A 25,313-nucleotide genomic window follows, 5' to 3' on the forward strand; every position below is an offset into this window, starting at 1 on the left:
ATGGAGTAGACACAGATGAAAAAATATTCTCTGATTTTGTTCTTGTTAATTTGGATGTTTAACTACAAAAGCTTTGCGGATAATAAATTTACACTTGAAAGCTCTGCATTTAAATTAAATTCAATGATTCCTGCAGAGTTCACTTGCAGTGGAATTGATCAATCGCCGCCATTAACCTGGCACAATGCCCCTGCCAAAACACAATCATTTGCACTGGTCGTGGAAGATCCTGATGCCCCTAGCGGTACCTGGACCCATTGGCTCATCTTTAATATTCCGCCGAATATAACTGAATTAGGTGCAGGTGCATCCATTCCCGAAGGCTCGGCAAATGGGGTAAACAGCTGGGGGGGCAAAGGTTATCGTGGTCCCTGCCCTCAGCTAGGGGCTCATCGTTATCTCTTTAAATTGTATGCCGTTGATAAAGAGCTCAACTTAGGTGAAGGCGCTACGCGCGATATAGTGCAGCAAATGATAACCGGCCATGTTCTGGATACTGCTGAATTAGTAGGGCTTTATCAAAAATTTTAGGCCTAACTTGATTGCTTGCAATTAACTCCATGTAGCTAACTTAGTATTGTATAATAATATTTTCGAATTGCCGCGGCTTCACGCGGTATCAAGCTTCCCTAGCCCTTACTGGGACCTAGGGAAACATGATCATTGGAGTCCGCATTAGACGCAAGCAGGCAGATGCCCTATTTACATAAGCGACTCGCATGAAAACGTAAGTGGTCCTCCATAAAGCTAGCGATAAAATAATAACTATGATCATACCCCTGCTGTAAACGGAAATTCAGTTTAACTCCGGCTTGCGCACACGCCTCTTGTAGTAATTCCGGTTTTAACTGTTCCTGTAGAAAGTCATCCGCACTTCCCTGATCCACTAAAATATCTTGATGTGGCCAGCCTCGAGAACGAATCAACTCACACGCATCATATTCATTCCACCGTGACTTATCGGGCCCCAAATACCCAGTTAAAGCCTTCTGCCCCCAAGCACACTGGCTTGGAGCACAGATTGGAGCAAATGCAGAAACGGAACGATATTGCTGAGGATTTTTCAATGCCAAAGTTAAGGCACCATGCCCACCCATCGAGTGGCCAAAAATACCGCAGGCCTGAGCATCTAAAGGTACTTGCGCAGCTAAAAGTGTGGGCAACTCATCTTGAATGTAGGAGGCCATCCGATAATGTTTTGCCCAGGGCATTTGGGTTGCATCCACGTAAAAACCTGCACCAAGCCCAAAATCATAGCTGTCGCTATCTCCAGGTAATGCAAGCCCGCGAGGACTAGTATCAGGAATAACCAAGGCTAACCCTAACTCCGCAGCAATTCGTTGCGCTCCTGCCTTGGTAATAAAGTTTTGTTCGGTGCAGGTTAATCCTGAAAGCCAATAGAGAACAGGAACATTCTGTTGTTGCGCTTGGGGCGGTAAAAAAAGAGCAAACCGCATACTGCATTGAGTCGTCACGGATTGATGAGAGTAAACCCGTTGCACCCCACCAAAACAACAATGTTCTTCGATAAGTTCCATGGTCTAGCCCCTACATTATTTAAAAGATAAATTATTACCCATGGCCCGAATTCCTAATACTGACCATGACTCTACGACAATGAAGCCCCACCTAAAAAGTAACAACCGAACGAATTGACTCTCCCTGATGCATTAAATCAAAGGCTTCATTAATTTGTGTTATGGGCATCACATGGGTAATTAAATCATCAATATTAATTTTACCATCCATGTACCAATCAACAATCTTAGGCACATCGGTACGTCCACGAGCGCCACCAAAAGCAGAACCTTTCCAAACGCGCCCCGTTACTAATTGAAAAGGTCGGGTAGAGATTTCCTGCCCAGCTCCGGCCACCCCAATAATCGTCGAGACTCCCCAGCCTTTGTGACAACACTCTAAAGCCTGGCGCATCAAGTTCACATTACCCACACACTCAAAGCTGTAATCCGCGCCTCCCTTGGTTAACTCGACCAAATGTGCCACCAAATCACCACCGACTTCTTTAGGATTAACAAAATCAGTCATGCCCATTTTTTGCGCTAGCACTTGACGTGCAGGGTTGATATCGACACCAATAATCTGCTCTGCACCCACCATGCGAGCGCCTTGGATCACATTCAGCCCAATACCTCCGAGGCCAAACACCACCACTTTAGAGCCCGGGGTCACTTTTGCAGTGTAAATTACCGCGCCTAAACCCGTCGTAACCCCACAGCCGATGTAGCATACTTTTTCAAAAGGCGCGTCTTGGCGAATTTTGGCAAGAGCGATTTCAGGCACTACGGTGTAGTTAGCAAAGGTGGACGTCCCCATATAATGGAATACCGGTTTACCATTTAAACGAAAACGGCTACTGCCATCAGGCATCAGACCCTGCCCTTGAGTAGAGCGAATAGCTTGGCAAAGATTGGTTTTTTGGGAAAGGCAATATTCGCATTGGCGACATTCAGGTGTATACAAGGGAATAACATGATCGCCAGGCTTTAGGGATGTAACTCCAGGACCCACTTCCACCACAACGCCCGCTCCTTCGTGCCCTAAAATGGCAGGGAATATTCCTTCGGGATCATCACCTGAAAGCGTAAACGCATCAGTATGGCAAACTCCTGTTGCTTTAATTTCTACCAAGACCTCACCCAGTCTAGGTCCTTCTAATTCCACCATTTCAATTGCCAATGGCTGTCCCGCTGCATACGCTACCGCTGCTTTTACCTGCATGAGTATCTCTCCATAAAGTTAGGGCATTCCAGTGCTGTGAGCTTATTGTATTGAAAAAAATAATAAAACTCACGAACTATGCATAGTGAAAACGGCTTTATTTAAAGATGATTTAAAATTTTGCACTTTCATAATTTTAAACATTAAATTATGAGGCTCCAAAAAGATAAGCTGCTCACAGGGTTAAAAACATATTAGCACCTCCTCAACCTCGAAACTTATCCTCTATATTTGAACTACCCAAGGTCTCGATGCACTGGGGATGAATAATGAGGCGCAGGATTTGAATTTTTAAATGGATTTAGAATCCTAACAGAAACAATACTCAATGGTCGGTTGGACACCCTACCAAAAGCTTATTACCCTAGGTAAGCTCCACACAACATCTCTTTCCTTCTTTTTAATCTGTTTACCACTCCAATTTATTTGGCGAATGAAGCGCTATTATAAAAAAATCATGTGTTTATTTTTTGGTCTATAATCACTAAGTAAGTACTCTTTAGTTATTTTATGGACATGTATGTGATGAAAGAAGAGAAACCAACCAACGCAATTAATAGACCATTAGGAAACTCCTTTGAGGCAAACGATGCCATCTTATCATCCATGTCTCGAAGTGCTCGGCTGAGCAAAGGCGCGATGAACTATTCGGATACCCAAGAACAAGGCGCCCAAATAAACAATGAACTCGTTATTCTACAACAGTTTAACTTGGTGGTATTTCTTAAAGTCATGCAAGAGTTTCAGGAAATTAGTCGTCTTTATAACCCTGATGAGCGTTTCTCTCGTAAATTAAACATTCTTCTCGAAATGGAGCGAGAACTGGAAGCCAAACAAAGACAAACTCAATTTTTATATGCAGAACAAGAGCGTCAACGTTTATCCAAAAATCAAGAACAAGTAAATCAGCGCTCACATGATCAAGATACAAAACACCGACAGCTCATGAATGATCTAGAAATGCTGCAGCAATTGCAACAAGAGTTACAGCATTTACGCGAAGCGCATTATGCAGGCCAAAACGTTCTTTATGATGAACTTGCAAATCTTCGTGAAGAACAAATGGATGAAATGCTGAAAATTGCTCGTGAATCTGACGACATGTCTCCCAAACAACTTGCACGCTTAGAAGCGATCCAAGAGAAACATCAAAGACGTAAAGAACAGATAGATAAAATGCCTACCAGAGACGCCGATGGTAAACCAAGTTGGGAAATGTCCCAACGGAAAATGGATGCTCAGGCCACACTGCAGAAAGATACCTCAGCGCAATTAAAGGATTGGCATCATGAAAACCGCCATCATAAGGGCATAAGCTCCTGTTACCACAGACATCAGGTTAAGATTGAAGCGCAGGAAGAAGGGATCGCAAAAAATGAACGCTTATTTAAAACCCAAGAGGCTAGGCTGCAAGAGCAAATCGAAATAAAACACAACGCCACTAAGACAGTACAACAAATCTCGAAGAGCATTGCTCTTATTGAACAAATAGATAAATCAAAGTTAAGCTCTCAAGAAAGAGCTAGTGTTGAAGCTTTATCGAATCAATTAGAAAAATATAAAGATGATTTAGCATCTTCCCAATCATTAAAAGTACAACAAAGTATATTAACATCCTGTGTCAGTAATCTTAAAGAAATCGATGCGATCGTGAAGCCTAGCACTGCAGATTCTGAACCATATAAAGCATTTAACAACTCGATAAGTGATCTAGAAAAAAATCTGCGGGGTCATTCCCATAAAGTGCCTAGCTCGCGAATGGATAAAGTAAAAACTCAAACTAACCTCTCAGAACAGAGTAAGAATGATATTTCAGCGCCAAATATTAATAATCCTCTTGATGTTTCTGCTTCCCATGGGTTTTCACATTATAAATCAACCTATAAAGAAATACGCTCGGAAGGCATGGCAAACAACGAACAACTAACTCAACTCAAGCAGATCATCAATGAAGAATTACAACCGGTGATTGGATATGTGGAGATTGAAGATGAGGATGCACAAATTATGCAGACTTTACAAAATAACTTAGAAAAAATGCTTTCATGTGATGATATTTCCAAGCTGGATTCCCAGCTACTTCAAGAAATCATCAGCCCCATTGAGAATTTAGCTGGAAAATACTCATTAATAGAAGATAGCTTAAACCAAATTAATACACTATGCGACAAAATAAAACAAGACTATCAGCCGCAAATGAGTGATGAAAATACCAGTACCAATCATTACCGAATGTAATTTTTATGATTAATTCGTACTTATTTTAGTGTTTTTTATGAGCAAAATTTGATAGGATGGTACGTTTTAAAATTTTTATGGAGAAAACAATGTCTAAAGTCGCCGAATTTTGGAATGCTTTTGCAGCCAAAGATACCGATAAGCTAATTCAATTAATTAAAGAAAATCCAGCGCTTGTTAATGAAACACAGCCTACCAATAAATTCTCCTTCCTCCTGCACTCACTCCTTGGCGCAAGACCTAAAGAATTACTAGAATGCATTGTTGCCTCTCCTGCACTTAATTTTAATCATGAGCAAAAAACTGATCACACTACAACACGTAAAGTTCTAGTAGAATCCGCACAAGCTGATTTAATTGCATTAGCGTTAAATAAACCTGCGTTCTTATTTTCTGATAATGAACTAGCTTATTCTTTAGCAATTCAAGCACACAAAAAATTCGCCGACTCTTATGAAGAAAAAGCCAAAAAAGATCCCAACACTCCTACGGCTAAAGATCACAAAGCCAAAAGAGACAATTTAGCGGTAATCATTCCCATGCTTCACGAAGCAACAGTAAAGTATGCGACCGAAACTAAGGATCAGAGTTTATTAAAGCGCCTAGGGGAAGCAGAGAAAGGTATATTTTCCAAGCCCGTAGAGCTAAATCCCAACAGTTTATTTGCAAAGAAATCAACCGCGGAAGAAATAGCGGAAAAAGAGTTAGCCGAGTTGCAAAAACAATTACAACAATTACGTGCTGATCATGCACAAACGCAAAGTGAGCTTTATAAGAAAATAGACGAAGAACATCAGGCATTTATAACAGAAGCTAAAACAATACTTCGTAAATAACGATTCGGTAGATAAGATTAAGAAGGATAGTAGCAGTAACCCTGGGTCGAAACTGACTCAAGTTCCTCAATCTCGGGTTGCAATGCGCATCAACGAGGCTACATCCCCAAAAGAGCTTATGTCTTTGACATGTTGGAAATCTGCCCTGAATCAGCTTGTTAGCAAAAAGCAGAATTTCCGTATGAATGAGAGTTAATCAGAATTAGCGCAGGCTCCAAGAGCCTGCGACTTTATTAGATATTGGGACTAAATGGCTTTTCTTCAATTTCTTCCATTTTTTCCTTACCTTCAAACTTCACATTACTAAATCTGTTTTTAAAGTCACCTGAAGTGGCAACCTGACTCTCTTTTACTGTTAAAGCATTTGTAATGCCAAGATACTCTTCAAGCACATTACTGATGCACGCTTTAAGCTTATTCCATATGCCAGGAGCAGCCATAATTGTTGATTGATGCTGATAAATGGCATTAACACTCGTTTCACAAAAATCATGGAATGCTTTGTTATATTTTATTGCTGACATTTGTCCTGAGCCCGTCAAACCATGTACAGCGTGTGTTTCTTTATCAAATTTATCCTTAGCTGCTACCAATGATGATTTGAGGGCTCTGAGTGCATCATTCGTTTCAGGATCAAGAACTAATTTTTTATTATGTTGAACCGCAGTAATTTCACTAACCAATTGCTCCACATATTTATAAAACTGTGGTTTCTCTGTAACGTCGCTAGCAAGTTCGTTAACGCCTTCTTTTAAAAATTTTTTAGCTTTATCAAAAAATCCCATGATATCCCCCGAAAAAGCAAACACTGATTAGATAAAAAGCAACAATAATCACTCAATTAGAGCATTGTTTGTTAAGTACAGTATATAACTTTTTACTTAAGGCTTTATTAACTTCCTTTACTGACAAAGAAATGTGGGTACATAAAGGGATGTTTGCTATGGTAAGGAAAACCTGGTTGCAAGCAACCAGGGTGCGCTTATGATTTATTTCTTGGCAGGGACTTTTTCAGCTACAAACTCTATATTTTTTACGAAACATTTGGTTTCACCGCTCCAAGGTAGCGTGTAGGCATCGCAGTGATAGGTAACAATAACATGTTTGTTATTTTCCATTGCGTAATCGGCTTTCTTCACTAAATCTGATTTAAATTGGCCTAGAGTAAAATAAAATGCACGTCCACTCACGCCGCTGGCATTTTCAAGTCCACCGAGAACCATTTCACCTTCATAGGTACCCCAAAACTTACCTTCCTTCGCTACTTTAACAATAATTCCTGACTTCTGCCCTTTTTGCACGCTCCAACAACCGGATAAACACGTGCTTAAAAGCAGTAAAAAAGCCATCGATAGTATTTTTTTCATTTATTCATTCCTTTCTATAAATCGGTTGCAATAATATATCCTTGTATGATTTAGCTAGCAAATAAACTTTAATGCTACCGCTACTTCCTCTTGCCTTTTCAATGCCCTAATGAGCCCTTCTTTTAATTATAGTTAAGCTCCTGGTAGAGCGTTTGAAGCAGCCGCGTCAGGAAAATAATTTTCAATTAAAATAAGCTCACCTGTTGTATGCACACTAACTTCAATGCCATATTTAAGCTTATGAAAATAATTATGGAGCAAATCTGCTGTCTGCGATACTAAACGATGTGATGACATCACCGATAAATGACCATGGCGGTCCAAAGCACTCAGTGAGTCGGGATGTTCAGCAACATACTCTTCAATATATCCAGAGGCTCGGGGAACAATGGCATCTTCGGTGGCAATAAAAAAATGATAATTGCTGAATGCGTGTTTTATTATCTGCTCTTTAAGTTGCAATAAAAACTCACTGTTAATTTCCATTTCCCTTACCGAATCGGAAAACCAGGACAAGGGTTTCACCGCCAGATAAGAGCCATTGAATGGGGTACCCACGGTAATAACCCAAGAAACTTCAACACCGACCGCCGCGGCCAAAAACTCAGCAAAATAAGAGGCAACCAACCCTCCTCGAGAATGAGCCATGAGAATAACTCGTTGATGCTGATTGGCTTTTATTTTTTCTTTTAGCTCTTCCGCAAAAGACTCAATGCTTCGTCCATGATAGCGTTGCTCAAATGCAATTAAGTTCAAGGAAGATATTTCTTCCGGGAGTCCGACCTGTAACAGACGTTCGGCTACGCGTTCAAAGGCTGAAGAATGATCTGCGGTACCATGAATAAAATAGATTGCCGTATCTGTTTCGGAGTTTTGTTCTTTTTTTTGACAGGAAGGATTTTGATAGTATTTATCCCCGGAAGTCGATGTTAGCCAATAATAACTGTGCGCAAAAATCCCGGTGAACGCAACGGGTTGTTTTGTCTTAGCTGTATCAATAACACTCTTTAGCATAGTAAACTCCCTTTTAGGTGCAAATTAATAATATCCTTATTGTTCATTAACGAATAAATCTGACGTCGTCCGTATTATATATCACATAATACGGAGACGATGCCTGAATACCGCTCCCGTATTACGCAGAAGCAATACGGGCTACCCACTTCGCTTAAAATTTAGAATTACTGCTGCTCGCTATAGCCCTCATTTGGAACTCATCATTTTCCTCTGTGTGAGGAGCAATCATGGGTAAAAAGGCTTTATAAAACCCCGCCAAAGTTGGGCTAACCTTAGAAGAAAACAAGCTCATATAAGGTTCAAGAGCTGCATAGTCTGCTTTACCCAAGAGCACACTCTCTAAAGCACGTGCTGCCTCAGCTTTTTTATCTCCATGCCCTCTCTCCACATCTGTTCTATATCTTAGACATTCAAACAAACAAATCAAAATGTTATTACCACTCTTTTTGGCATAATGATCGGGTAAGTGCTTCTTTTGGTTACGTACATTAATCGAAGCATTGGCATTTAATAAATACAATACCCCTCTTACATTTCCTGCCGCAGCAGCTAAATGCAAGGCCGAATTTTGCTGGCGATCAGGGGCATCTATGTTAACAACACGAGGCACTATTTGCATAAGGCAACTTAAATCTTTACTCATTGCCGCAAGATGCAAACAAGATACCGGTACATGTTTATTTGAAGGTAAAAGAGACAATAAATCCTGTACCAAATCATAGCGTTCATCTTTTAAGGCCAGTGCGAGCGGCACATCTCCATTAACATCTTTTGCCCTTAATTCAGCAATGATTTGTGCTTTGAAGAGCTTAATTACTTCCAGATTACCGTATTTTATTATCCAATGGCTAAGACCCCAGCCTTCGCGTGTTGGTTTTATCTGGCCAAGATCTTTTATTTTGGGCAAAAGATATTCAAGTATCTCTATGTGATTACCGGCAATCGCATCATGCAGCGGTGTCCAACCGCTATTATTAATCGCTAAATAATCAGGTTTTCCCAACAAAACTAGTCGTTTTACTAACTTTAAACTCCCTCTATGGCATGCAATGTGTAAAAGCGTTAAACCATGCTCATCTGGGGTATTCCAATCAAAATAAGGGGCGCTGGTAAGCAAATTAGTAACGTTTGACAAACTTAGACACTGCACCGCGACATGAAATCGAGTTGTGGTTCCTTCTCGCCGATAAAGATTGGGACCATATAAAAATTGATTTAAATTACGAGCATTAGCTCCAAATTTGGCAAATAAAGATACCGCTTGCCAGTTACCAACTTGTGCTGCTACTTGTAAAGGAGTCAAACCTTCCTTATTTTTTTGTTCTAAGCTTGCTGCTAAATCCTGATTCTTGTGAATTCTGCCTAATAAATGCTCTAACCACACTGGATTCAAGTTATAGGCAGCAAAATGCAAACTATTTTCCCTTCTGCTGTTTAACAGAGGAATCATGCTGTTTATAGTCACTGAATAAACTGCTTTTAAAAACTGAGTGGGGTCCTGATTACAACGGATGGCTAATTGTAAAATATTCGTGTGGAATCTGGCGTCAAAAATACCATTCCGTGACTCTCCCAAACCTGCATTAAAATACATCAGTCTTGAAGCATTGAAATAGAGTAAATCTAAGAAGTCTTGATTTCCTGTGAGTTGTGCCCAGTCAAAAATTGATAAATGGTTTCGATCTAAACGGATTAACAACCAAAGGAGATTCAGATAAGTCAACTTACCTGCAACTTCTTGAAGTTTTTCCTTATTCCTTGTTTTCATCCATAAAAAGATGTGAGCAAGTTTTGGCATAATTGCGCCAACACTTTTCCATAAATCAGGATCATCACCGCGCTCCATTCGCGCATAATCGCGATAAAGAGGCTCTAGCTCATAGTGCTGTAATTCGAGAAAGATAGGCATAAGTTGCGATGGTAGCAGTGAATCAGGATTCTCATTTTTTAAAAATGCCTCAATTTCCTCCATTTTAGCCTGTATGAAGGTTATAGGTCTTTGTTGCCCCTCAGACAAAGTGACTTGAGCGAATGAAGGGAAATGTTTGCGAACCCATGAAAAGGTGGCATTATTCTGTTCAAGAGGAACGAACTGTCGACAAACAGGCCTTAATTCGTAAGAAAAAAGACCTTGGCTAATTCTCACCAGTACCTCAGAAGGTAGCGTAGCAAGTCCAGGGGTCATATCTTGTGTCGCATCTGAAGATGACGATGATGGCGGGGTTGTGTGACGAGGCATTTATCAGTCCTAAAAGTTACAAAGGACAAATTTTACACAAAAACAGTGAATTTGTACAATTAAAGGCCACTTATTTTAATGTCATTCTGTGAATCATTAATGAATAGCGGCAAGCAATGGGATCTTATAAGTTTGCTCTAATAAAAAAATCAGTACCAGAATCAGGCATAGCTCGTATTATACCAAGCTAATACCGCTATGAGTTTTTGCTTAAAGTTTAGAATTGTTGCTGCTCGCTATCGTTCTCGCATCGCACTCGAGAAACGCCACCAAGAAAAATACATAACATAGCATTTTGCATCAAATTACTATAATATGCATTTTTTTGGAGAAAATATGGGTATTGTAAAAATTTCCGCTGAATTACATGAAGCCACAAAGCTCATGGCAAGAGCAATGAGTCGTTCGATTAATTCGCAAGCAGAATATTGGATCAGAATAGGAAAACTGGCAGAAGAAAATCCATCAATTACCTATCCTGAAATTCTTAAAATGTTAATAACTCAAGCATCCCTAGGTGAAATCAACGATGTTAGTGAAGACTGCTGAAGCAATAGAAAAAATGCGAGTTGCTGGTAAATTAGCCGCCTCCGTCCTGCATATGATTGAACCCTATGTTGTAGCGGGTGTAAGCACGAATAAGCTTGAGCAACTATGCCGGCAATATATTATTGAAGATTTGCAAGCAATTCCCTCGACCTTAAATCATTATGGCTTTCCGGCGTGCATTTGCACCTCCATTAATCATGTGGTTTGCCATGGCATCCCCTCGGATAAATCGCTTAAAGAGGGCGATATTATTAATATCGACGTTACCGTGCAAAAAGATGGCTACATCGGGGATACCAGTAAAATGTTTCTGGTGGGAGCAGTTAAACCCTTTGCGAAAAGGCTGGTCGAAGTAAGCCAAGAATGCCTGTATAAAGCCATTACTCTGGTGCGCCCCGGAACTCGACTGGGTGATATTGGTAGCATCATCCAAAAACATGCGGAGCAAAACGGGTATTCGGTAGTGCGAGAATACGGTGGACATGGCATAGGTCGCTCTATGTGGGAAGAACCTGAAGTGATGCATTATGGTAAAGCCAATACTGGACTTGAGCTCCAAGCAGGAATGACCTTCACGATTGAACCCATGCTTAACCTCGGTCGTAAAGAAATTAAAACCTTAGGAGATGGCTGGACGGTGGTCACCAAGGATCATAAATTGTCCGCGCAATGGGAACATACCATTTTGGTAACCAACGATGGATATGAGGTACTAAGCTTAAGACCTGAAGAGTGTTTGTAATAGAGTGATTCGAGTAGCTAGGGCCCCACTATCAATCTCTGCAGATTATGGCCTTAAAATAAAAGAGCAGCATCGATCCTCTGCGGTTAGACCATCTTCAGCCTCAAGGGTACGTAGTGGGTCGTTATGCCCTACACCAAAAAGAGTGTTCCTCGAGCGTACTAAATGGCTTGCCGCTTGATCTTGGATTTTATTACGCAGGGATATCTCTAAAGGAATAACACCATCCGGGACATTGGGCTCAGATCCCTCAGTTACTCCTTCATTAATCGTGATGTAGTCGGTGTATTGAGCCGGAATATCATCATAAAATTCTGCCACCTCAATTTCGAAATTGGCGAGTTGCAAGCTCGCTTTCTTCATCCATGCTTTAAAATCACTACTGCCATTATTTTTTTCCCAGAGATAAACTAAGGAGGCATAATTGGCAAAAGAACGGCCATTAAATACTCTAATTGGTGTGCCTTCTTTATAATAAACAAAAGCGGTTAAGGTCGCAAAGGCAGCCCCCAATGAATGACCAACAAGACGAATCTTGTTAATATCCACGCCTTCTGCTCTTAAGCGTTCTATTTGCGAAATAATATCATTAATTAAATCTAACTCACTACGTACCTTTCCCTGGCTTTTAACTACATTTTTGAGGTTGAAGGCTACAAAATTACGCTGAGTTGCAAGACTCATATCATATATTTCATTATACAAATCTTGCATGCACATCCCATTCCCACACAGATAAATAACGTATTCCTGTTCTGCTTTGGGTTTTGCCATTTGCTCACTATGAGTTAACTCCATTGTTTCTAATGAAGCACCATCAAAACAGTCTACTGTATGAAAATCCATTTGCAGCAGGGCGTTTTTACGAATTTTTTCGATGAAAAATGTCTCTAGTGTCTCAGTATCTTGTAAAAAATTTTGATCTGTAGATAAGTCCTGAGCCGGTAACACTATTTTGCTTATTGAAGAACCAAAAAAATAACTAAACGCAGTTTTTGGCCAGTTGAGTGGATTCCATAATGAACCGGTACCAAAAATTTTTTCTGCTCTTTTATGGGCGGGAGTTTTGGGAATTTGAAATAACATAGGCAAATGCATCCTCATGAAAATTAAATCTCAATTTTTATTACAGCAGTACCACTATATAGATTTTAATGGCGTTTCTTGCTCTTCCTTGTCGACGTTACGCTCATTTTGCTTATTAAAATTATCTCGAGTTTGGACAATTTGTTCTTTATAGATTTGTGAGGCACTTTTTAATTTTGTAAGATGCTCTAGGGCGCGCTCTTCATCATTGGCAGATAATTTTTTTTCCGCACGGTTAAGGCGAATGGTGTCACGAAAATAATTATATATGTCAGATAATGATTTAATGGGCTTGGCAGATTTCATCTCTTTTGCATCATCAATTAAACGTTGAGTGACTGTAGTTTTACAAAAATCACGTTCATGCAAAAAAGTATCTGTATGAAGAGCATGTAATAAATCCCTGCTTTCCACCAATGTTTGGTGATCCTCTCTATCTGCCAAAGCACGAGCATCTGCGGTAAATCCGGCTTTTTTGTTTAATATGGCTTGATTATTGACTTTAGATTCATTCTTAATTACCACAGTTTGTGAATGTGCCGCCTCCGATTCCTCTAAAGTTTGTCCTTTTTTGTTAATCACCTGACCTTTAACATCCTCAGATAAGGAATTAAATGAAGTTTTGGATTGCGTGTCCCGATATAAAAAAGCAAATTCTTTAGGCATACTGTTGGAATCAAAAGAACGAAGCTGTGCATCAAATGGATATTTTCGTAGTGACTTCTCTTGAGCCTCAAGCAAGGCAAAGGAATCCATATTCGATAAATGGAATAAATGATCTAAGGTAAAGCGTGAGCAACTATTATTATCGTACTGGATGCCTTGAACCTTTTCATTTTTCATATCCGCATGTCTTAGCCACGTAAATTTAAATTGCTCTGCGTTTGTTGGATCAGGATATTTATTCGCAAGTTGATGAAACATGGCTTCCGCAGCCTTAATCCCTGACTCATCGCCCATGGCATCCACATTCAACATTTTCACCCCGCTGTTGGTTACTTCTACATCCACAGCAGTCCAATGTGCCTTATTTACTTTTACGGCAACCTGAAAACGAATTTGTTCCCCATCTTTTAGGGCTTGAGCTTGCTGATAAATTGAGTCAGCAAAAGTAGCCATGGCGTCTTCATTCAGGCGTTCATCTTCATCATCACGTGGGGCAACATCTAAAGAATAGCAGTTTAAGATGAGTCCTTTTGCAGCACGTTTTTCAACCTTCGCAGCAATCACGGCATTCACCGACTCCTGAGACCAAATGCCTTCGTCTAAATCATCATTTTTACTTTGCATCTCAAGTACCTGTAAAAACATCGCATTGGATAATTATAGAACATTTTTTAGACTATTTGGGTGGAATGCTAAATGCCTTAAATAGATAGCCCTTGCAATAAATGCATAGAGGCTATCTATTTAAACATGTTACATTAAGTTGCATCGGTGTTTATTATCATCATTTCTGGCAGTTTTTGCAGAAGATTGAGCAGAGCTTGATGCATCTGTTTTAAAAATACTGCATGAAGTTACCGAAAACTTTTGGGAATCAAATGAATCAATAGACTGTATTTTTATTAATGCTGCCTGATTAGTACGTGCTGCAGACTCACTCTGACGGTAAGTATTAATTAATGTTTCATCAGACGAATCAAGCTGACAGGCTACCGCGCGGCTTTTATTAATTACTGCCTGGCGTATTTTTTCTAAAGAAATATCTTCACCGAAATCATCATAAATTTCGCCCATACCGGTTAAAATAAGATAATACTGCATAACGGGTATATCCATGGTTTGCGCTTGCTTCATCGCCATCAATAATGTTTGATCATCAAAGAGAACAGTTTTTAAATCAGAAGCTTGCTGCTGTTTTTCCAATTTTCCTAACATAACATTCAACCTCGCTAGTTAAATAACGCACTTATTGTAACATAAAAATACAGGATTAATAAATCTTATGAGTATAAAAACCTCATGCTTCGTTCAAATCAATACGTAAAGAATTCCCCTTTGTTCTTGGCGTATTAGGAGATTCTAGCTTCATGGCTGCGCGAATCAGGCTATAAATTTTATTGGCATTATTTTGAGCAGCAACAATGATGCTAGTACCTGCGGCATCCCCTGCTTTATAAAAATTTTTAACATGATGCTGCTCAACCGAACCAATGAGAGGAGAGTTATCTCCTCCTTCAAAACCCAAAGCACAAATAATGAGATCAATATCTTGGATCGTTTTTAATTGGCAACTGTCAGGGTCTATGGGTTTCAATTCACGTGGCAAGGCGTCAAAGAGTGATGCTAAATGGCGATCATTTTGTATATGTTCGGCGTATTTGAATTTGGACTCTTTAATTTGTAAAGCCAAGGTTGCATTGTGTGGATTGGAGCTAATGTTTACCGGCTCAACTAAAAATAACTCCGTGCCATGGACAAATTCTACTTCGGTTTTTTTAAGCCTATTCTCATCACTAAGTGTTGCAGAAGGCATGGGATAACTATTGGGCAGATACTGGGGAAGTAAGGGGCCTCGGACTAAAATATTTAACTCTCCCAAGGTATTTTGGGCTTGATTGAAATAACGTGCTAACCAGCGAATCACATCTTGTGCGGTATCCCCACCCCCAATCACCACGATTTTTTTATTCCGTGGGTCCATAGGACCTAAATGATTTTGAATCAATGCTTCTTTAGCATCTGGACTAATCGTAGGCATTTCACTTAAGCGTGAAGCAATATGATTGGCCTCCTTAAGAAAATCAACAGCCTGCACTAATTTACTATGCTCGGTCTGCGGCAGCTCTGCGATGACAGCAGAGCTTAGCTGTTTAGGTAGCCCAGCGCCAATACATGCGGCTACAAATTGATGCTCATTATGGCTGCTAGCAATAATTTGTTCGCTGCCCTTAATACGAAACTCACCCATGCCAGGCTCATAAAAAACCTCGCTATTTAAATGCAGCTCCAACCCCATATTGCATAAATATTGAAAATCCTCCGCCAGATACACTTTATCAAATTTATGTGCGGGAATACCATCAACCAGCAAGCCCCCTGCTTTATCGGATTTCTCATACATACGCACCTGCACCCCATCCAGCAAGGCTTTATAAGCCATTTGCATGGCGGCCGGACCAGAACCGATAATAATCAGCTCTCGATTTTTTTTACTCACATGCTGGGGAACACAAAAGGGAGGCGTAAATGTTTCCATTAATTGATCATACTCCTGTTTTGCCTGACATCCCTCGGCAATTTCCCCTCCAAAAACTAAAGCAATTTCCTCTTTCGTCCATACTTTTTTACCGTCAAACCATCCTAAAGCCCGCCCCAGCTGATAGAGTGCGTATTCGATGTCTTTGATGTGCACCGCCTCTCCGGTTAATTTACCCCCGCGTTTGCTGTTTGCCGGCCCTGGATTGGGAATAGTTTCAGTACATCCATCCTGGCATGGAGCGGGACAGGCAGCCCCAGTATAAGAAATAAAAGGGGACTCTTGTATTTGTACGGCAAAGGCTTGGCGTAAATAATTCCATTGTGCCGTACTCAACCTGCCTTGCTCATTAACGATACCTATTCTTTTTAGTAGCGCGTTAATGGTATTAATGCCTTTACCACTCGGACAACCACTCTCAACTTGTTCATTTCCAGAACAGGATTGGGCACGACAACCTGAGCATCCTTGGGCATCTTGGGTTAGCTCACCCACATAAGTCAGGATGTCTTGTAGTGGTTTTAATAGCTGATAGTCTAAAGTTCCATGAATGTCGCTTAAACGTACTCCAACGGGATTTAATTGCTTAAGCGTAGGCCTTTGGATTGTCGATACAGGAATAAAATATTCCACCTCTGCTTTTGGCGGAGCCAACTGCCGTAAAAACTCTTTCGCTTCAGGGCTCAACACGGTATGAATATTTTGCTGCAGCAGGCTTTGTAATTCATTAACTTCGGTGATTGTTGCTTGAGGAAGACTGCGTATTTTTTCCATGAGCCAAACCTGCATGCCTTGAGTGAAACCGGTGTCTCTTAAATAGTAAGTCTGGATTACATCCAATACCTGCCGCCAACTTTGAATTTTATCCATTTCGATAGGAATCAAAACCTTAAAATGCGCTAATTTAAATTGGGCTAGTATTTGTTTGGCACGTAGGGAATGGGTCTTTTCGCTATGTTCCCTCAGTAAGTTCAAAATAACTTTTTTATAGGCGGGGCGCTCTTTGGGCACCGCCATGCGCACCGAAGCAGATGCGTCTAAGCTATTGTCGGGATCATAGACAAAAATAATGCCTCCGGAAGCGCCGGTTCCAAGCCCTTTCCCAGCCTTCCCTAAAATCATTCCCGTGCCAGAAGTCATGTATTCGAAAGCAAAATCGCCTACTCCTTCGACCACCACTTCGGCTCCTTTCAGTAAAATAGCAAAGCGATGCCCCGCCTGACCATTAACATAAATTTTGCCGCCACTGGCGCCATAAAGCATCGCATTACCGGCAATACTATTATGACTGGCTTCGTGCGCATTGATTTGGGGCGAGCAACAAAGAATTAATTCGCCACCGGTCATACTTTTGCCGCAGCCATCCTGCACCGTACCAATATGCTTTAAGTGGATCGCATTGAGAAAGCCGTAACTTTGCCCCGCATTGCCTGTAGTATGGATGCTTATTTTTTGCGATGGGTTTTCCTTTAAATAGGGGGTAAACACCCCCATAATTCGCGCCCCGAAGCTGCGATTTTGGGTGGTAAGCGCGATAGGCTCGCAAACAAATTCATCATGGGATTGTCGCAACTGCTGCGTCATCCGTTTTATTAATTCATCCTCTTGGGGACGCAGCAATTTCTGCTGTATTAACGCGTTGATTGATGCCTGCCGCACTAAATCCGACGGGCGTTTCGTTCGAGACAGCAGTACCGAAAAATCATAAAGACCGACGGATGTAGGGGAAATAAGCTCTAATAAATCAGTTCTATCGCGTAGTTCCCGCAGCGAGTGAAATCCTAGCTCCAATATACGCTGTTGGATGGATGCGGCAAGGTTTACAAAATAACGTTCGGTATTGATTTGATCGCCTTTAAATAAATGCCCATCCGTTGCGACCCCGGGTTGGCAACTTAGATTACAGGTACGCTGCATTTTGCAACCCAGTGTCAGCATCGCCGTGGAACCAAGCTCGAAGAGGTCTGCTCCTAAAATCGCGGCAATGAGCACATCATCTGCGGTTTTAAAACCCCCACTAACACGTAATTGCACCAATTCTCGCTGATAGGTTTGACATAAGGCCTTATGCACTTCGACCAACCCTAACTCTGAGGGAAAGCCCGCATGCTTGATGCTGGACTGTTGCGCAGCTCCGGTGCCGCCCGAATTTCCGGCAATATTAATAATATCAGCCCCGGCTTTAGCAACGCCGATGGCAATCGCCCCAATTCCTTGTGAGGCAACTAACTTAACCGCTACTTTGAGGTCACTTTTTACCGACTTCAAGTCATAAATAAGCTGTTCTAAATCTTCAATGGAGTAGATGTCATGATGGGGCGGTGGGCTGATAAAACTAAGATGCGGAAGCCCACCTCGCTGTGCGGCGAAACGTATAGAAACTTTCGTTCCCGGTAATTCGCCCCCTTCTCCAGGCTTAGCCCCCTGGGCAATTTTAATTTCTATTTCTTCAGCGCTCAGTATTTGCATTGCACTGACGCCAAAACGGCCTGAGGCAAACTGTTTACTACGAGTCGAAGTTAATGAGCGACGCAGATCTTCAGGCGCTTCCCCACCCTCACCGGAGGCTGATTTCGCCCCCACGGCATTCATACCCCGAGTTAGCGTTTCATGCGCGCCCAGCTGGTGTGGTTTTTTCGGATCGGCAACCGTTAATGCGCCCTGGCTCATACTGCCTGCATACAGCAAACTACGTAGTTCTTGTTGGCTTTGTACTGACAGCTCCTGTGTGCGCGGTTTACCCTTTTCTTCGGCCTTAATTTTAAAATAATCGCGCAGGGAGGTGGGATTTTTATGTTGATAATCCACTACCGCCTGAGTAAATTGTTTAAATGCAGCGGAAGGCTTAAATTGTTCCAGATAATCAACAGGATAAAATCCTTCGCGGTCTTTAAAGCGTGGGTCAAGAAAACCTGTGCTTGCAGAAAAGGCCGATACCTCAGCAATAAAATCAGGATAACCCTTTTGCTGTAGATTTAAATGCATCTGGTATAGGCTTGCGGATAAATTTTCCTCTTTCATCCACGCAGTAAAGGCATTCACTATGGGAGGACCAAACCCATGTTTTACGCCATTTTTCTCTGGCATGTAATAGCCGGAACGTGGCAACAGAATAAAATCCTGCTCAGGATTACTGGCTTGTTGATGTCGGATTAAAACCCCATGCGCAATTTGCGCGAGGCCAATCCCTTTTAGCGGCGAATAAATCTTGGCAAAAATAGAGGATAAGCTGAGGACGTCACTTGCCTCGGTCGTTGGGCTCAAATCAAGGCCTAAAGCAGCCACCAATGAGCCATTAATGTAATTATTAACATCGGTGATGCCCATTTTTCCCATCGTTTTGAGCAAACATTTTTGCAGGGCCTCTCGGTAATTAGCTGCATACTCATATGGATTGTCCGGAAAAAGGGCATGTATTTTGGCATAAGCGCCGCGAGGATAGACGGCTTTAGCACCCAATGCCAATAAGGTAGATGCTTGATGGGGACCGGTGATTTGATAAGAATCAATAGTAATTGAAACTTTAAAATCCAAATGTTTTTTCTCAAGGAACTTTCTTACCACCGCCACTGCAATTAAGTCGGGAATCGCGGCACGTAGTGAGCTGGCATGACGGTCACTTAAGATTAAATTCGTGATATTACGCTCATAGACAGCCTCTTCTACCTGCTGTAATACAGTGAGTATAGCGGTCTTTAATAGTTCATTCGCCTGCTCCATACTGAATGAAGTTTGGCCAAAATAAACGGCAAAACTGGTATCAATGACTTGGGAATTAATCTGAGGATGCTGTTCAATATGAGTCAATTCGTCCACCGTTAAAATGGGTGAAGAAAGCTCAATGAATTGAGGTGACATCGTGGCATCGCCCCTGCCCCCAAGAAAAGTATTCAGTGAAAAACGTGCGCGCTCTTTAATAGAGTCTAAGGGTGGTGCGGAGACTTGCGCAAATAATTGATGAAAAAAATAAGAGATATGTGGGGGCAAAGTCTGAGTATATAATATATTAGTATCATCCCCCATTGCCGCAGTACGCTCAGCACCAGTTTCTGCCATCACCCGTACCACTTGATCTTCGGCCTCATAATCCCAGCCTGCCGCATACAAAATACGCTCTAAGTCGGAGCCTGTCGGGGTTTTTAAATAATGCTCTATGGCAACCGTTTGCTTGCTTTCGGGTAAAGGGAATACTATTTTTTGCACTTGTTGCTGAAAGTAATCCGGGTGATTTTGATGATAACGTGCGGCAATATACTCCAGGATTTCCTGAGTTTGTAATAATTTACCTTCCGCAGTCAATAATAACATACCACCCGGTTCAAGATGTCCTTTTTTAAGCAAAAGCCCGTCTTTAACATTGATAAAATCGTCGGAAGCAGCATAAAGACGTTGACGACCTTGCGGGTCTTCAACTAAAGCCCAACGCGAAGGTCGCAGGCCCATATTGTCCAGTTTGGCAATAAAGTTTCCGGCAAAACCGGCAACGATAAAGGCAGGGCCATTATATGAGGTACGTTCCAAAGACCAATATTTTAACATGGCATTAATTTCATCAGAAAAGCCGCCTGGCTCCGGTGCCAACAGCCGGGTTACCGCCTCATCTAAAGGAATTTGTTTCATTACGATTTGATTTGCCAGATCGGCATCGAGTTGCATTGAGTCCGACAGCGCCTCATTAGGGTAAATACCTTTAAATTGTTCTGCGTTTAACTCATAGGTCATTTGTTTGGCATTACTAAATGCCGAATTTAATTCCCCATTATGTGAGGTAAAATTAGGACAGGGTTGGGCATTAGACCATTGGGGACTGGTATTCGTGGCAAAACGTGCATGCACATCACAGGCATAGGCAGTAAAATCCGGATCGCGCAAATCTTGGTAGACCTCTGCCAATAAGGGGGAGGGTATCATTCCTTTATAGACAATTTTTTCGCTACTTAAGCTGACGATATCGAGTTGAATTTGCTGTACACGTGCCTGATGGTAAATTGCCTGGTTCAATTCAATAAGAGTAAATTCGCGCAACTCGGAAGGGACGGAGGTATTGGCCACGAGAATAATTTGCCAAATAGCCGGCTTTTTGGTGCGTGCACGCTCCGATAAACCCTCTAAATGCATAGCCTTATCTAGATTACGCCAACCAATAATTTTAAGCCCCAGCGTTTTAGCACAAAGCTCTATAAGCTCTGATGCCTGAGCAAATTGCTGCGGTTCCTGAGGGAGAAAAAACTGTCCCAGAGCATAATATTTATCTTTGAGATCAAAGGAAAAATCACGCGCGCATTTGATCGAAAAATCGCCATTTTGCAGTAATTTATTAAAAAACAGAGAGGGCAAACCATAGAACCTAATTCCACAACCATCACTTTCTTGCGTGGCGATGTTATAACCGGAGCGGTAGTTAAAACTGCTTAATACATCGAGGCCTTCTTTGACTAAATCATGACTATTGATCAATGAGCCATCTTTTGAAAAATGAACAATTAGGCTTACTCCGCATGCTGAGGAATCCTTTTGCCATGGTTGTTCGATGCAATGCTCTGTTGTTTTCTTGACCATAAATGTCTCTTACTCACTAAATAGTTTTACATGTCAGCGAGAATGTTATGATTTTTAGTTTCTAACCTACCGAAGAGGGGCCTAATAAAACATGTAACTTAAGTATAGAACTAAATGATCATTGCGGGTCAAAATAGATGTAAACTCTGGAAAATTAGAATGATGGGGTTCCATCATGAGCGTAGCAACCGCTCTACGCCCATCCACTATTTATAGTAAATGATTAAGTAATAAAGAAGGATCTTTGTTTACGATGGGTATGGTCGTTTGCTGCGCGTTCATAAATCCATTACGCTCACAGTCATTTATAAAATAAAAGAGTTTTTCAAAGTAATTATCAATATTCAAAAAACCTATTTTTTTATGCAGCTCTCCTATTTTGATGGAATTCCAAGTTTCAATCGCCTCTTCTAAAGTGCCCAACCCGCCGGGCATGGCAATAAAAACATCAGCTAACTGCTGCAACATTTTTTTCCGCTCTTGCATGGAGTCAACTATATGCAGTTGGTCCAGTCCTTCCAAGAACTTTTCTTTGTCTAAGAGGTGGGTAGTTATAACCCCGATGGCCTTACCTCCTAGTTCTTTTACCGTAGTGGCCAAAAGCCCCATCATCCCTAAACGTGAGCCACCATAAATCAAGGTCAGATCGCGACGAACAAGCTCATGAGCAAGCTGGATAGCTGCCTGTTCAAATAACTTACTATTGCCAAAGTTCGCACCAAGATAAACACAAACTGCTTTCATAACAACCTCATACACCTATTTGCCTCATAGGTTATTCTAATCCATAAACCTATTTACCTGCTCATAGTAATCAAGCAGAACCAGACCTCAATTTTTGCCCATACAAACTCAAAACCAAAGCTTTATTTTTATCTAAGCACATTCAATTCCTGGCTAAGTAATTGCTCTAGCCCTTTAAATTCAGTAAGACATTGTTGTACTTCATCGGTAATTACGCAAGGAGGAGATAGAGGAGCAGAACTTAAGTGGAGTAAGTCTCCAAAAGTTAAATACTGAGGACTATGCACTTCAGTAATAGTACAATACATCACTGTTTCAGCAGTTTCAGGATGACTCACCATAAGTTGATAAATGTGTACAGCTGCTTTGTTTTCTTCTGTGTCCATCTTAAGCCTGGCAAATTCGGGTAAGTCAGTAACACCTAAAAAAGAATCTTTTTTGGTTAAATCAAAGTGATCCTCTTTAATGGTTTGACCAATTGATGCTCCTTGATAAATTTTATGATGAGTATCTTGGAGCCAATCAGGAATTAGTGAAGAAAAATGAACCAGAGCGCAAGTTCGCATGACACCATGTGAATGTAAATTGGTAACGCGTAAACCCTCTTCTTGAAATAAGACCTCAACATCATAATGACCAAATAATAAATAAATCCGCTTACTATTAAGTAAGCCCTGTAGTTTTTGAAGCATACTCGGATCTCTTGAGGTTTTTTTTTGGTTCACTTCGTTCTTTGGCGCTTTAAAAAAAATTTCTGAGGACACTGCAGTGAGTTTTGAATACATTGAGAGCTAATTATCTAAACAAAATTAGACTCATTTTAAATTTAGATGATTTTTATGTAAACATTTTGATGGAAATGAAGCGCTTAAATAACGAAACAAATTAACAATCCGCATTTTATAGAGTATATTTTGCTCGCTCCGCGCTATAGTTGTAACACTATCCAGATATTAAAGGCGAGATAATGAATGCACATGCAGTAATCCAACTAGGAAACCCTTTACTTAGAATGATCTCCGAACCCATTTCAGGAGATCTATTTGGTACTGAAGAATTAAAAGAATTGGAATCCCTTCTGTTTAAAACCCTAGAGGAGCAACAAGGTTTAGGGCTAGCGGCCCCCCAAATTGCCATCCAAAAACGCGCTCTTGTTTTTGGCATGCAACAGCATCCTGTTCGTACTGATTTACCATCTATTCCCTTCACTGTGTTATTTAATCCCTCATTTGAACCTCTTTCTGATGAGATGGAAGAGGCCTATGAAGGTTGTTTAAGCGTGGGGCAGCTACGAGGGAAAGTTCCTCGTCATAAACACATCATGTATCGTGGTTATGATGCGAATGGCAATTTAATTGAACGCGAGGCCTCCGACCTGCATGCACGAGTAGTACAACATGAATACGACCATTTAGATGGGATAATCTTTCTGGATAGAGTTACCAATTATCACTCGTTAGGTTTTCATGAAGAATTAGTACGTTCAGGAGCTTTGCCAAGCAAAAAGCCTGACTAGTGGAAATTATCTACATGCGCAATGCTTAGGGGGCTTAACGCCCCAGCACCACTAAAAAGTCAATGTTCGTGAACAACGAACGCCTAAAAGTTCACTCTTAATATCAATACATTGTTCACTATTGCCTCCAGAGGCAAAGCACTCAGACCAGGCATTGTCACTTGGGTTACCTGCTTGTTCCGTAGAACTCCAATGATCTCCCACCAAGCATTTTGCGCCAGTGCAGTTATCGATGAGAATGGGCAAATTATCAACCATGTTTTGGAGCGCCGGAGAGGGGCATATCAGAGCGCCGGAGTCTGGGCCCATCTCGCAAATAGACGGTAAATACCAATCTGAATAGCCATTAATTTCTTGTTTGCAACGGCCCGCAGCATAGCTTGCTAAGGAAGGAATAGACGAAGCAAAATTACTGTAATAAATATAAATGTTGTTGGTGTTGCAAGAGCCATCGCTTATGCCGTTGCAATTAGATTGCCCAGGATATAAGGTCGCCGGTGGGCTGGAGCTTGTATTGGGGCTTGGGATATTGGTAGTTGAAGTCTCATCAATCCCCCAAATACTTATCCCATCATCATAATTACCCGCGCTATCCGCACTCCAAAGAATGCCAGTGCCGGGCGAAACCTGGTCGCTAAGAGCGGTCACTTTGCCCCCAACACTTTGGGTGCTTGACGTAGTATCATTCAGTGCATACACAAACCCGCCTTGATAAATACAGCCATAACTAAGTACGACAGTTTTAATCTGACTGGCATTGGTATTGCTGCCCTTTACCGTGATGATTCCCTCCGTTGGAGCAGTACCGGTCGTGCACGCTGAGCTTGCGGTATTACCGGGGGTAACGGTTATGCTACATGAGCCCGAGGGATCTAATACGCCACTACAGGTTGAGGAGGTGATGTTGGTACCTGAGGGAAGCCCCGTTGCGGTAACCGACACATTGGTGGCAGTAATTAGTCCATTGTTAGTAATGGTTATTTTTCTGGATTGACCGGTTAATGCCTCATTTACATAAACACAGCCCGCTGCTCCTATTGGGCACTTAACCGTGAGCGCTAATGAGCTATTATTGGATATCAATGTGGTTTGATTCAAGGTATTAGTTAGCGCTATTTTTACTGGCGACGTATTACTGACTGAGAATAAACAATATCCATTAGGGTAGGGTGCACATCCGGTCAATGAGTAACCTGGCGTATTAACCCGTATTCCCGCCGCGGGATAGAGGTGATTAGGAATTGTTGTGCTCAGGCTTAAGTCTAAAGCAGAAACCTCATAGTTTTGGCAGGAAACGGGGCCTTTACCATTAAGACATAAAGTGATATTCAACTGAGATGCAGTACCTGTAGCAGAAACATTAAAAAATCGCCCACTACCCGCTGCGGAGGTTTGATTTACTAAAAAAACCAATAGGCTACATAATGAAACTAACGTACGCCTTAAGACGTTTTGCTTGCACAATCCTAAAAATAGCAT

Annotated in this window: 19 protein-coding genes; 6 read left to right on the top strand and 13 right to left on the bottom strand. The window is 41.4% G+C overall.

Annotation, left to right across the window (positions count from 1 at the left end):
• The first annotated feature begins 15 nt into the window (after nt 1-15).
• Complete coding sequence (locus tag ACD661_RS08625) at nt 16-531, top strand: YbhB/YbcL family Raf kinase inhibitor-like protein (protein WP_400187457.1); 516 nt, start codon at nt 16-18, stop codon at nt 529-531.
• 167 nt (nt 532-698) lie between these two features.
• On the opposite strand, the gene fghA is transcribed toward ACD661_RS08625, so the two are convergent.
• A complete protein-coding gene (gene fghA, locus ACD661_RS08630) occupies nt 699-1,538 on the bottom strand; it encodes an S-formylglutathione hydrolase (protein WP_400187458.1) in 840 nt (279 codons plus the stop codon).
• Nucleotides 1,539-1,629: 91 nt separating this feature from the next.
• A complete protein-coding gene (locus tag ACD661_RS08635; RefSeq protein WP_400187459.1) occupies nt 1,630-2,739 on the bottom strand; it encodes an S-(hydroxymethyl)glutathione dehydrogenase/class III alcohol dehydrogenase in 1,110 nt (369 codons plus the stop codon).
• Between the two features lie 522 nt (nt 2,740-3,261).
• Here ACD661_RS08635 and ACD661_RS08640 point away from each other — a divergent pair.
• A complete protein-coding gene (locus ACD661_RS08640; RefSeq protein WP_400187460.1) occupies nt 3,262-4,977 on the top strand; it encodes a hypothetical protein in 1,716 nt (571 codons plus the stop codon).
• 89 nt (nt 4,978-5,066) lie between these two features.
• Nucleotides 5,067-5,813, top strand: a complete 747-nt coding sequence (locus ACD661_RS08645) for a hypothetical protein (protein ID WP_400187461.1) — start codon at nt 5,067-5,069, stop codon at nt 5,811-5,813.
• Between the two features lie 233 nt (nt 5,814-6,046).
• Here the strand turns inward: ACD661_RS08645 and ACD661_RS08650 are convergent, their stop codons facing one another.
• From ACD661_RS08650 to ACD661_RS08665, 4 genes are all read right to left on the bottom strand, one after another.
• The gene (locus tag ACD661_RS08650; RefSeq protein WP_400187462.1) at nt 6,047-6,598 is read right to left on the bottom strand and encodes a hypothetical protein; all 552 of its coding nucleotides are present in this window, start codon (nt 6,596-6,598) and stop codon (nt 6,047-6,049) included.
• Between the two features lie 204 nt (nt 6,599-6,802).
• Nucleotides 6,803-7,180: a hypothetical protein gene (locus ACD661_RS08655; protein ID WP_400187463.1), complete on the bottom strand. Its 378-nt coding sequence runs from the start codon at nt 7,178-7,180 to the stop codon at nt 6,803-6,805.
• A gap of 132 nt (nt 7,181-7,312) precedes the next feature.
• The gene (locus ACD661_RS08660) at nt 7,313-8,194 is read right to left on the bottom strand and encodes an esterase/lipase family protein (RefSeq protein WP_400187464.1); all 882 of its coding nucleotides are present in this window, start codon (nt 8,192-8,194) and stop codon (nt 7,313-7,315) included.
• A gap of 154 nt (nt 8,195-8,348) precedes the next feature.
• Nucleotides 8,349-10,436: an ankyrin repeat domain-containing protein gene (locus ACD661_RS08665; protein WP_400187465.1), complete on the bottom strand. Its 2,088-nt coding sequence runs from the start codon at nt 10,434-10,436 to the stop codon at nt 8,349-8,351.
• Nucleotides 10,437-10,772: 336 nt separating this feature from the next.
• On the opposite strand from ACD661_RS08665, the gene ACD661_RS08670 reads away from it, so the two are divergent.
• A complete protein-coding gene (locus ACD661_RS08670; RefSeq protein WP_347572911.1) occupies nt 10,773-10,985 on the top strand; it encodes a ParD-like family protein in 213 nt (70 codons plus the stop codon).
• Nucleotides 10,966-11,727 (top strand): type I methionyl aminopeptidase, encoded by a 762-nt coding sequence (gene map, locus ACD661_RS08675; RefSeq protein ID WP_400187466.1) that lies wholly within the window; start codon nt 10,966-10,968, stop codon nt 11,725-11,727. The genes ACD661_RS08670 and map overlap by 20 nt, the downstream gene beginning before the upstream one ends.
• Nucleotides 11,728-11,772: 45 nt before the next feature.
• On the opposite strand, the gene ACD661_RS08680 is transcribed toward map, so the two are convergent.
• The 6 genes from ACD661_RS08680 to ACD661_RS08705 all read right to left on the bottom strand — a co-directional run bounded on the left by ACD661_RS08680 (nt 11,773) and on the right by ACD661_RS08705 (nt 23,010).
• Complete coding sequence (locus tag ACD661_RS08680) at nt 11,773-12,813, bottom strand: lipase family protein (protein WP_400187467.1); 1,041 nt, start codon at nt 12,811-12,813, stop codon at nt 11,773-11,775.
• A gap of 54 nt (nt 12,814-12,867) precedes the next feature.
• Entirely contained in the window at nt 12,868-14,103 is a 1,236-nt protein-coding gene (locus tag ACD661_RS08685; protein ID WP_400187468.1) for a hypothetical protein, read from the bottom strand.
• A 129-nt stretch (nt 14,104-14,232) separates the two neighbouring features.
• Complete coding sequence (locus tag ACD661_RS08690; protein ID WP_400187469.1) at nt 14,233-14,694, bottom strand: hypothetical protein; 462 nt, start codon at nt 14,692-14,694, stop codon at nt 14,233-14,235.
• An 82-nt stretch (nt 14,695-14,776) separates the two neighbouring features.
• On the bottom strand, nt 14,777-21,574 hold the full coding sequence (locus ACD661_RS08695) for a glutamate synthase-related protein (protein ID WP_400187470.1): 6,798 nt from the start codon (nt 21,572-21,574) through the stop codon (nt 14,777-14,779).
• Between the two features lie 210 nt (nt 21,575-21,784).
• Complete coding sequence (locus ACD661_RS08700) at nt 21,785-22,318, bottom strand: LOG family protein (RefSeq protein ID WP_400187471.1); 534 nt, start codon at nt 22,316-22,318, stop codon at nt 21,785-21,787.
• A gap of 128 nt (nt 22,319-22,446) precedes the next feature.
• Nucleotides 22,447-23,010, bottom strand: coding sequence for a hypothetical protein (locus tag ACD661_RS08705; protein ID WP_400187472.1), 564 nt, complete (start codon nt 23,008-23,010; stop codon nt 22,447-22,449).
• A gap of 275 nt (nt 23,011-23,285) precedes the next feature.
• Here ACD661_RS08705 and def point away from each other — a divergent pair, with 275 nt between their 5' ends.
• On the top strand, nt 23,286-23,834 hold the full coding sequence (gene def / locus ACD661_RS08710; protein ID WP_400187473.1) for a peptide deformylase: 549 nt from the start codon (nt 23,286-23,288) through the stop codon (nt 23,832-23,834).
• A gap of 51 nt (nt 23,835-23,885) precedes the next feature.
• Here the strand turns inward: def and ACD661_RS08715 are convergent, their stop codons facing one another.
• Nucleotides 23,886-25,313 (bottom strand): hypothetical protein, encoded by a 1,428-nt coding sequence (locus tag ACD661_RS08715; protein WP_400187474.1) that lies wholly within the window; start codon nt 25,311-25,313, stop codon nt 23,886-23,888.

Origin of the sequence: Legionella lytica (assembly GCF_044626755.1) — a bacterium.
GTDB lineage: Bacteria > Pseudomonadota > Gammaproteobacteria > Legionellales > Legionellaceae > Legionella > Legionella lytica_A.